The sequence below is a fragment of the Lishizhenia sp. genome, assembly GCF_057456495.1.
Genome location: NZ_JBVCPV010000110.1, coordinates 1 through 10,289 on the forward strand (window position 1 = coordinate 1; position 10,289 = coordinate 10,289).

Sequence of the window (10,289 nt, forward strand, 5' to 3'; positions counted from 1 at the left end):
AAGCAATTGGTCAATAAAAGTGGAATGAAAGTACGTTTAATCCAAAACATCGATAGAAAACTACCGCTAGAAGATATAGGATCTTCACAGGGGAAAAGTTTGAACGAGGTTTTGGATGAAATTGAAATGATTGTTCAATCTGGAACGCGCGTGAACATCAATTACTACATAGATGATATGTTAGATGATGGTGAGCACGAAGAGATTTACGAATACTTCTCAGATGCTGAAACTGATGATCTGAAAGAGGCCTACGAAGAGTTCGACGGTGATTACAGTGAAGAAGAATTAAGATTGATGCGTATTAAGTTTATGTCAGAAATGGCCAACTAAACGTAAAAAAATATAGAGAAAAGCGGACAATGAAAGTTGTTCGCTTTTTTTATGTCTATTTGTTACGCGCTCAATCTGTAAGAAATTTTAGTTTTATACGACCAAACTAAATCCATAGGAAATGCGTTTGCGTACCTATGTTAAATAGACAATAATCATAGACGATAAATATGAGTGAAATTCATACTTCAGTACAAGAATACTACGGAAAAGAATTAGAGAAGTCGGAAGACTTGAAAACGAATGCATGTTGCACATTAACCGCTCCACCAAAGCATATTATGGAAGCGTTGAGAGATGTTCACGATGAAGTTCAGGCGAAATATTACGGTTGTGGATTAACCATTCCTTCTAAAGTGAAAGGATTGAAGATTTTGGATTTAGGTTCAGGTTCAGGTAGAGATTGTTATATCGCAGCAAAATTAGTAGGTGAACAAGGTGAGGTTGTAGGTGTAGATATGACCGATGAGCAATTAGCTGTGGCCAACGAGCATCTAGAATACCACAGAGAGAAATTTGGGTATGCTACGTCAAATGTTCGCTTTTTAAAAGGGAATATCGAAGCCTTGGATGAATTGGATCTAGAACCGGGTAGCTTTGATTTAATTATCTCTAATTGTGTGATCAACTTGGCGGAAAATAAAGAGAAAGTTCTGCGTGATGCTTTTCATCTTTTGAAACCAGGTGGAGAAATGTACTTCTCAGATGTGTATGCAGACCGTCGTTTCCCTGTGGAACTACAAAAGGACCCTGTGTTGTGGGGGGAATGTATTTCTGGAGCATTGTATTGGAATGACTTCTTAAACATTGCCAAGAAAGTTGGATTTACAGATCCGAGAGCAGTAGAAAACAAAGTGATTACGGTTGAGAATCCTGAACTAGAAGAGAAGTTGGGGGATATCAATTGTTTTAGTGTTACCTATCGTTTGTTTAAAATAGACGGACTGGAGTCTGACTGTGAAGATTACGGTCAAGCTGTGAAATACAAGGGGACAATCACAGAAGAGAAAGCATCTTTTGATTTAGATGATCATCATAATTTCCCTGCGGGTAAAGTGATGGCGGTATGTGGTAATACCTACAAAATGCTACACGATACACGTTTTAAAGAAGATTTCGAATTCTATGGAGATTGGAGCACACACTACGGAATTTTTGAAGGTTGTGGGGGTGCTATGCCGTTTTCTATTGGAGAGCCAGGAACAGAAGCTTCTTGCTGCTAGTAAACGATAATATTATGGAAGAAGGACTGTCTACTGAGATGGTCCTTTTTTGTTTAATACAACATATTTATATGCCCGTATTTAGTATGGACAAAAGCATCATCGGCGAATGAATATTGTAAACTATAGCTAAAACAAGTTGTATTAGTGAGTTGGTTTTTAACCGTCCCATTCCAGAAATCTTGGATGTTATTCGAATGAAAAACTACCTTTCCCCATCTGTTGTAGATAATGAATTCGAATTGATCTAAGGGACAACTGGCTACAGCAGATATTTCATCGTTCACACCATTTTGGTTAGGGGTAAAAGTGTTGGGTAGATAAAGTACACAATCACAATTTTCTGTTTCAATTAAAATGGTATCACTTGCTTCAAAACAATTTTCAACATTAACCCAGTAAGTTCCTGCTTCATTTACAATAAGTTCAGCTTCTGTAGATCCATCCTGCCATAAAAATGTTGAGTAGGGGTGATGTGCGTTTAAAACAATGGATAAATCCTCACAGATGCTTGTGTCTGTTCCTAAATTGACTTGAGGACCTGGAGGTGTATAAATTAAGATGCTGTCTTCGTACGTACATCCATTTTGCTCTACCGCTAAACTAAGGTTTTGGGTTTGTGTAATACTGATGGAATTTGAAGTAGAATTATCCGACCATAAGTAATTGGCATTATTGAGATTATACAAGAAATTCAAGGTGTCTCCAGGGCAGAAGATAGCAGTATCTTGATCGAATGAAAAGATTTGTTCGGGGTAATAGTCTACCATTATATTGTCAGAACTAGAGCAACCATTTTTAGTTATTTCAAGAGAATATAAACCCGCGCTATTTACTGTAATGGTTGAGTCAGTTGATCCATTAGACCATAAATAGGAGTTGCCTTTGTATTGCGGTGAAAGTGTTAAAGTTTCGTCGGGACATAAGGTAGTGTCATTTCCAATATTAAACGTGAAAGGCTCCTGAACATAAACCCAAATGTCAAAAGTATCACATTGGGAATAAATAAGATAGTTGGTAGATTGTTGAGGACTTACCGTAAAATTGTTACTTGTGGAGAGAATTGTACTTGGATTTGTACTTTCTGCCCAGCCAATAAAGCTATTGGAGTTTACATTCAAGGTCGCAGAGGTATTCTGACAAATAGTAGTGTCAGGTGAATGTGTTAAACAAGTTTCTTTAACTAAGATGTCATCAAAGAAATAATAAGAATATTCGTTGAATACAATGTCGTTATGATTTGTAGGTGTTAATGAAGTGTTTTGACCGTTACTAAAACAACCAAGGATTATATATTGAGAGGGACTTGACGCTGTGAAAGTTCCTGAAATTTTAACCCAGTTTACCGAATCCGTAATAATTTTTTGTTCAATAATTTGAGGAGTAAAATTTAATACATCAGATTGAAACGAGTTAATAAGTGTATCAGAAAAATACATTCCAAGATTATTAGATGCAAATCTACTTTTTGCAGCTAAGGAAACATGAAACTTTGCATAATAATGCTGACCAGGTGTTAGAGTTTGCAGCAATTGAGTTTGTATATATTCTCTCGAATTAGAATCATTGTAAATACTCGAACAATATGCGCCTACCATATTATTACCTGATTTTGGTAAATGATTCCATGGTGAGTTTAAGCAATAAATAGAACAAGTATTTGGTACATTAAGGCTAAAGAAATCTGAAGTTGCCAGAGTAGGTAAATTCCAATCTTGAAAATAGCTATTAAATTGATTTACAGCTACACCTCCAACACAAGGTAGTGAAACCGTATTCTCAAAACTAGGATTCGGAACTAGGTTCTGTGCAGCGGTCCAGAAACAAGATGCAGTAAATATAAAGAATAGTATTAGGTGCTTTAATGTCATTTAGGAGATTTACTATTACCTGTTGTTGATAACAACGGAGTGGCTGATCGTAAAGTTGGTAGTAGATTTGAAAAATAACTACTCAATAATCAAAGTAATCCTCAAACGTTCTTCCTCTGGTAAGTCATAATTATCCGCTGAAGATTTGCGCTTGATGTTGAATTCTATGTAATCTTCTCCGGTGTAATTTTGTTCCGTAGAATAGAAATAAGAGTAAGGATAGAGTTCTGTGGAATCCGAGAAATATTCACTTGTATCAGCGTGTAAAGGTTCCGAAATCATTTCTACTTCATCTTCGGCACTGTTGACCATAAAATTGTAGACGTAATCTGTATTTACCTTAACTGTGTCAGTAATATCTCGTGTAGGTGTAATCCATAGCGTTTTCTTACAACTGAAAAAGAATGAAGAACAAATAATTATAAAAGCTAGTTTTTGCATAAAGCACGGTTTGATAGGGTTAAAGTACTGAATTTAAATCATTTTTTGAAGCTCTTCCCAGAATTTTGGATAGGATTTTTCCACCACTTCAGGATGTTGTATGTCTATTTCTCCCAGGTTTACTAGAGGTGCAAAAGACATGGCCATTCTATGGTCTTCATAGGTGGTAATACTTAAGTTTTTAGGAAGTTCTTTGATTTGCTTTCCATAGATCTTGATGCTTTCACCGAAATCTTCTACTTCTACATTTAAACGTGCCAGTTCGGTTTGTAGTGCCTTCACTCTATCGGTTTCTTTGATGCGTAAACTGTGTATACCGTCTAAATGTAATTCAACTCCCGTTACACCGCATAATACAGCCAAGGTTTGGGCTAAGTCCGGACAATTTTGAACGTTTAATTTGAGTTCTGTTGGGAATTCTTTAGGCACTTTCTTAAGCGTGGCACCTTCGTCATCAAAACTTGTTTCTATTCCAAAAACGGTTGCAATGGCTGCGATAACAGCGTCGCCTTGTAAGGAATTTTCTTGAAGTCCTGGTAAAAACAATTCTTCTAAGTCAGAAAGTATTAAAAAGCTATACCAATAGCTTGCTGCCGACCAATCATTCTCAACCCTTAATTCTCCACCCGAATACCTGCCAGGGTTTACGCGTATTTTATTTTCGTAATGACGCAAGGTAATGCCAAATTGCTGCATCAATTCTAAGGTCATATTGATGTAAGGTTTAGAAGCGGTTTTACCTTCGAGTTTGAAAAATAATCCATTGGGTAAAAGTGGTGCTACCATCAATAAAGCAGAGATGTACTGACTGCTTATACTGCTATCTATAACTAATTCTTGACATGCATTAATAGGTTGGAAGGGATGTATTTCCAAAGGAGGATATCCTTCTTCACCTAAATAACTGATTTGAGCTCCTAAATTACGCAAAGCATCTACTAAAATACCAATTGGACGTTGGTGCATGCGCTCCGTTCCTTGGAGGATGAAGTTATCGTTTTGCAGGGCATAATATGCAGTAAGAAAACGCATAGTGGTTCCAGCATCTTTTACGTCCTTCACCTGTCCCTCATTTTGCAATAACTGCAACATGGTTTGTGTATCTCTGGCGTTAGAAAGATTTGTGATTACAATTTCTTCCTTGCTCAAAGCTTGTATAATCAATGCTCTGTTTGCAATGCTTTTACTTGCAGGAAGTTGTATTTCTTTCCCTTTTGGCATTGCATTCACACGTTGTAATTTCATGACTAAAAATCAATTTTTCCGTGATGAATAGCTTTGCGCATAAAGAGTACAGCTCCAAGTCCAAAACCAAGAACCAAAGCGATATCTGAAATGTGATAGAGTAAAATGTTTCCTTCTAAAACCGCCATAGAACCTTGATTTTTCAAGAGGTCAAGAATGGAGTAGAAGTGAATTCCCCAACCAACAATACCAAAAACTAAAAAGGTCAACAAGTGTTTGCTAGCTACTTTTACTTTTTCAGAAGTTTGAAGGTTTTCGTTTTTCATTAAAGCAATGATCAATCCTAAGTTTACAGCAATTAAAAGCAATAAAATCAAGGGCATGAAAGGCGAGAGGTAGTACTCAAAGTTGTAGCCTACTATTCTAGAAATAAAGCGTTCTGAAAGTTCTTCTCGGTAATAAAACAAAAGGCCTGTTGCTGTTAGGAAAAGAAGGATTCCTGTTAAGGCTTTGTTACGAAGTAACTGTATCATTTATGTTTTGCGTTTTTTCTTTTTCGCTGCTGGGAAAAGAATATTATTTAAGATTAATCTATAACCTGGAGAGTTAGGGTGAAGGTTTAAATCTGTGGGTGGGTCACCCACTCTGTGCTGGTAATCTTCAGGGTCATGTCCTCCATAAAACGTCCAAGTACCCATACCGTGTTCTCCGTGTATATAGCGCACCGTTCCTAAATTTTGAGATTCACCCATTATGGTAACATTCGATTTGATGTATTCTTTTCTGAAGTCCGTTGTTTGTCCGTAAAAACCAGGGATAATATCTGTGTGACATTGGGTCAACATGGTGGGAACGACATCCCATTTTGCAGAGAAATCGAATAAAGTAAAGTAGTCGTTTTTTTCATTTACTTTTCTGTGGTCTGCGGTACCATCAATTTCGCTGTATTCGTAAACCAGTGGGTTTTGTTCTAATTCGTAGTTTTCGAAAGCAAAACTGTTGCTGTAATCTAGTTTTTCTTGACAATTTGGATCTGCTGGATCACCGTCGTACATGTCTTCACAAATATCTGTTTCATGCGCGGCAAGGGCGATGTCATAACTATCAGTCCCGCTACACATTGTAAATAAGAAGCCTCCTCCAAAAACGAAACTCTTAATGTTAGCGGCAACTGCTAATTTCATGTCAGAGACTTTTTCAAAGCCTAGTTTTCGGGCACTTTGTTCTAGTTCTGCAACTTGTTGTCTGTACCACGGGGCATTTTTAAAATTAGCGTAGAATTTTCCGTATTGTCCTGTGAAGTCTTCATGGTGCAAATGCAACCAGTCATATTCTACTAATCCACCAGCGATTACTGTACTGTCGTATACCTTATCATAAGGTATTTCTGCATATTCCATCACCAGAGTTACGGCGTCATCCCAGGGTTGTTTCCCACCAGGAGTGTATACTGCAATTTTTGGTGCTTTTTCCAATTGCACCACTTCTTGATTCACTTCAGGGTTAGCAATTTCTCTTTTAATAGCTTCAACTTGACCATCTGCTAAGATTTCGTAACTCACACCACGAATAATAAGCATGTCTTCTATTGTGCTTAAATGTGGCATGAGAAAAGCTCCTCCTCTGTAATTCAGTAGCCATTCAATTACTACTTCATTTTCCAATACAAAAAACGCAGCTCCATAGGCCTTTAAATGATTGCTTTGACCGGCATCCATTGGAACGATGATCTGCGTAGCTTTGGCTTGTAAACCAAAAAGTAGAAATAGAAAAAAAATGATTTTTTGCATGGCATTAACGTTGCGATTTCCTCTAATTTATGATTTAAAACGGAGTATCGTCAAAGTCATTGCTTGAAAAGTTAAAATCGTCTTCTATTTCATCCATTTTACTACGAACGGTCATTGTATTTGGCTGGTCTTCAAATCCTGCTGAAGGATTCATAGCACTTGGAACAACTTCTTCGTGTTCATCGAATGCAGCATCTCTGTTTTCGAAACGTGCATATTTACCGATAAACTTCAAACGAACTGTATCCGTGGCACCGTTACGGTGTTTTGCAATGATGATATCTCCAACTCCTTGTGTAGGGCCATAATCATCTTCTGTAATTCCATAGTATTCTGGACGGTAAATAAATGATACGATATCGGCATCCTGCTCAATAGCTCCAGATTCCCTAAGGTCAGAAAGTACAGGTCTTTTATCACCACCCCTTTGTTCAACCGAACGCGAAAGCTGAGAAAGTGCAATCACTGGGATGTTCAATTCACGGGCAATTTCCTTAATCGAACGCGAGATTTGAGAAATCTCTTGTTCACGAGAACCAACTCCTTTATTGTTAGAACCCGCAGTCATCAACTGCAAGTAATCAATGATTACCATGTTGATGTCGTATTTATCTTTCAATCGTCTACACTTGGCTCTCAATTCGAAGATAGAGATACCTGGTGTATCATCGATGAAAATTGGAGCATTGGTCAATCGTGTAATACGTGAGTGCAGTTGTTGCATCTCATGATCGGCCAAGTTACCTTTTCTTAATTTTTCTGCTGGAATACGCGTCTCCGATGAAATCAAACGTTTTACCAACTGTACGTTTGACATCTCCAGAGAGAATACTGCTACACCTTGGTTGTAATCTACGGCAGTATTTCTAGCCATTGAAAGTACGAAGGCAGTTTTACCCATGGCAGGACGAGCGGCAATTACAATCATATCCGAACGCTGCCAACCCGCAGTAATTTTATCCAAATCTTTAAATCCGGTAGGAATCCCAGATACACCATCCTGTATTTTGGTAGCACGCTCAATTTCGGCCATGGCCTCCATCATAGACGTTTGCATGGTGTGGTACCCTTTTTTCATGTTGTTCTGCGTAATGGCAAACAACTCTTCTTGGGCATTTCCAAGTAATTCAAATACATCTTTGGTTTCGTCAAATGAGTTCTTTAACAAGTCGTTACTCATTTTAATTACTTGACGCTGAATGTATTTCTGGATAATGATACGGGCGTGGGCTTCAATGTGCGCCACAGAACCTATTCGTTGGGTAAGCGATGATAAATAAACAACACCTCCAGCTAATTCTAACTCTCCAAGTTGTTTTAACTTTTCTGTGATTGTTAATAAGTCAATCGGTTCAGAAGCACCAAATAATTGTTGTATACAATTGAAAATGGCTTGGTGTTTTGGATCGTAAAAAGCTTCAGGTGTACCCAATACGTCAATCGCATCGTTCACCGCACTTTTCTCCAACATCATGGCACCCAACACCGCCTGCTCTAGTTCTATTGCTTGTGGTGGTACTTTTCCGATTTCTCCCATCGTAGATTTTACACGTTGTAGTCTACCTTTACTTACGCGTTGGTTGTTTTCCCCATTCTCCATAGGCACAAATATAGAAAATCGAAGCGGGCTTTAATAGCATAATTTTAGTGAATTGATGAGTTGTTTAAAGAAAGTGACTTATCAACGAATTGTTGAAAACTGTAGGAATGCAAGCTTTGAAATCAAAAGTGTGTAACTCGTTAAAATACATGGTTTTATGTTTGTTGTGTAACAGTTAATCTTGATTCTGCTCTGTCTGAAACTCCCTCTGCCTTTTATAGTTAAATCCTGTTGCACTTAGGTTTTGAAAATATAGTTCACCACCTGTCTAACTGTCTAAGTTTTCTACCTTAGCAAAACACATTAATTTTCATTCTTTATGCGCGTAGTAAATGCCAGACAGAACAATCTTAAGAACGTTTCATTAAGCCTTCCAGAAAATCAGTTAATTGTGGTTACCGGTCTTTCGGGTTCTGGAAAATCATCCTTAGCCATGGGGGTTATTGGTAATGAAGGGTATCGTTATTTCTTAGAAAGTTTGCCGGCTTATAATCAACAAAATGCGCAACGTATTCCTTCTGCTGATGTGGATGAGTTGAAAGATTTACCACCTGTAATTAAAGTGGAGCAAAGCAAAAGGTTTCAATCAATCAATGCAACCTTTGGGACGCTTTCTGAGCTTGCGCCTTTGTTTCGTATTCTTTTTGCGCGTTATTCAGGTAAGGAAGCTATGAGTAAATCGTTGTTCTCTTTTAACCATCCTAAAGGTATGTGTGCAACCTGCAGAGGTATAGGGGAGGCTGAGTACATAGATATCGATAAATTGGTAGGTGACCCCAGCAAAACTTTACGTGAAGGTGCTATTGTTACAACTTTACCGAATGGGTATATCGTTTATTCTCAAGTTACAGTAGACGAACTCAATAAAGTGTGCAAGGCACACGGTTTTTCTGTGGATGTTCCTTGGAAAGATTTAACAGAAGAGCAACAAGATGTCATCTTAAATGGGAGTGACAAGTTGAAGGTGTTTTATGGAAAACACAGCATAGAGTCGCGCCTGCGCTGGGAAGGTTTAAAAGCTAAGCCACGAGAGGAAGGCTACTATAAAGGCATGATGCCCATTATGAAAGACATTTTGAAAAGAGATAGAAATCCAAACATTTTGCGTTTTGCAAGTGCTATGGAATGTCCTTCTTGTAAAGGTGCACGAATTAAAGCAGAACATTTAAAATATACATGGCAAGGTTATAATTTTAAAGAATGGATGGAGTTTTCTTTAGAGGAACTCTACGCTAAGTTAAAGGGATTTTCCTTATATGGAGGAGAGCAGGTTTTAGTGGATAAATTATGTACACAATTGTATGACCTTATTCATCTTGGAATGGGACATTATCAATTGAGCACGCAGAGCACGGCAATTTCTTCCGGTGATGCCCAAAGGATGAAGTTGGTGAAACAAGTCAACAGTAATTTACAAGGTATTTTGTATGTTTTCGATGAACCTTCCATAGGTTTACCCGAAACCTATCAAAAGCATTTGCGCTATATTATAGACCGACTTCTGTACAAGGGGAACACGGTAATGGTAGTGGAACACGATTTAAACTTTATTCAATCCGCAGATTGGATTGTTGAGTTAGGACTTAAGGCTGGAGCTGAAGGTGGAGAAATTGTGTTTAATGGAAGTAAAAGCGAATTCCTTGCGCATAAAACATTGAACACCCCTACTAAACTTGCTTTGAGCGAAGATGAGCAGATAGCCACTCCCATTGCGTTGGAACAGGGAATGGAAAAGTTAAAGGGTGGCCTTACAGTTTTTACTCGAAAATCGAAGGAAGTAGAAAGAACTTTGAAGGAATATGCTAGAAAAGAAGCATTCAATATTCAAACGGTAAATGATCAAGCT

9 protein-coding genes are annotated in these 10,289 nt (G+C 37.9%); 3 read left to right on the plus strand and 6 right to left on the minus strand.

The genetic code is table 11. From position 1 onward, the window contains the following. Positions 1 to 333 (plus strand): helix-turn-helix domain-containing protein (locus tag AC22ZQ_RS09010; protein ID WP_413468680.1); only part of this gene is annotated, 333 nt, incomplete at its 5' end. A gap of 170 nt (positions 334 to 503) precedes the next feature. Then, positions 504 to 1,556, plus strand: a complete 1,053-nt coding sequence (locus AC22ZQ_RS09015) for a methyltransferase domain-containing protein (protein ID WP_318958453.1) — start codon at positions 504 to 506, stop codon at positions 1,554 to 1,556. 53 nt (positions 1,557 to 1,609) lie between these two features. Here the strand turns inward: AC22ZQ_RS09015 and AC22ZQ_RS09020 are convergent, their stop codons facing one another. From AC22ZQ_RS09020 to dnaB, 6 genes are all read right to left on the minus strand, one after another. Then, entirely contained in the window at positions 1,610 to 3,427 is a 1,818-nt protein-coding gene (locus AC22ZQ_RS09020; RefSeq protein ID WP_318958454.1) for a T9SS type B sorting domain-containing protein, read from the minus strand. Between the two features lie 78 nt (positions 3,428 to 3,505). Further along, on the minus strand, positions 3,506 to 3,868 hold the full coding sequence (locus tag AC22ZQ_RS09025) for a hypothetical protein (RefSeq protein WP_318958455.1): 363 nt from the start codon (positions 3,866 to 3,868) through the stop codon (positions 3,506 to 3,508). Positions 3,869 to 3,901: 33 nt separating this feature from the next. Further along, a complete protein-coding gene (locus AC22ZQ_RS09030; protein WP_318958456.1) occupies positions 3,902 to 5,113 on the minus strand; it encodes a 3-phosphoshikimate 1-carboxyvinyltransferase in 1,212 nt (403 codons plus the stop codon). Positions 5,114 to 5,115: 2 nt separating this feature from the next. Further along, entirely contained in the window at positions 5,116 to 5,586 is a 471-nt protein-coding gene (locus tag AC22ZQ_RS09035; RefSeq protein WP_318958457.1) for a hypothetical protein, read from the minus strand. Continuing rightward, complete coding sequence (locus AC22ZQ_RS09040) at positions 5,587 to 6,843, minus strand: asparagine synthetase B (RefSeq protein ID WP_318958458.1); 1,257 nt, start codon at positions 6,841 to 6,843, stop codon at positions 5,587 to 5,589. Between the two features lie 34 nt (positions 6,844 to 6,877). Next, positions 6,878 to 8,443, minus strand: a complete 1,566-nt coding sequence (gene dnaB / locus AC22ZQ_RS09045) for a replicative DNA helicase (RefSeq protein ID WP_318958459.1) — start codon at positions 8,441 to 8,443, stop codon at positions 6,878 to 6,880. A 319-nt stretch (positions 8,444 to 8,762) separates the two neighbouring features. On the opposite strand from dnaB, the gene AC22ZQ_RS09050 reads away from it, so the two are divergent. Continuing rightward, the coding region (locus AC22ZQ_RS09050) for an excinuclease ABC subunit UvrA (RefSeq protein ID WP_486756239.1) at positions 8,763 to 10,289 on the plus strand (1,527 nt) is incomplete at its 3' end.

Excerpts from the sequence above, each read along its gene's own strand:
- AC22ZQ_RS09015 (WP_318958453.1), top strand. The coding sequence starts at position 504 with ATGAGTGAAATTCATACTTCAGTACAAGAATACTACGGAAAAGAATTA.
- AC22ZQ_RS09020 (WP_318958454.1), bottom strand. The coding sequence starts at position 3,427 with ATGACATTAAAGCACCTAATACTATTCTTTATATTTACTGCATCTTGT.
- AC22ZQ_RS09025 (WP_318958455.1), bottom strand. The coding sequence starts at position 3,868 with ATGCAAAAACTAGCTTTTATAATTATTTGTTCTTCATTCTTTTTCAGT.
- AC22ZQ_RS09030 (WP_318958456.1), bottom strand. The coding sequence starts at position 5,113 with ATGAAATTACAACGTGTGAATGCAATGCCAAAAGGGAAAGAAATACAA.
- AC22ZQ_RS09035 (WP_318958457.1), bottom strand. The coding sequence starts at position 5,586 with ATGATACAGTTACTTCGTAACAAAGCCTTAACAGGAATCCTTCTTTTC.
- AC22ZQ_RS09040 (WP_318958458.1), bottom strand. The coding sequence starts at position 6,843 with ATGCAAAAAATCATTTTTTTTCTATTTCTACTTTTTGGTTTACAAGCC.
- dnaB (WP_318958459.1), bottom strand. The coding sequence starts at position 8,443 with ATGGAGAATGGGGAAAACAACCAACGCGTAAGTAAAGGTAGACTACAA.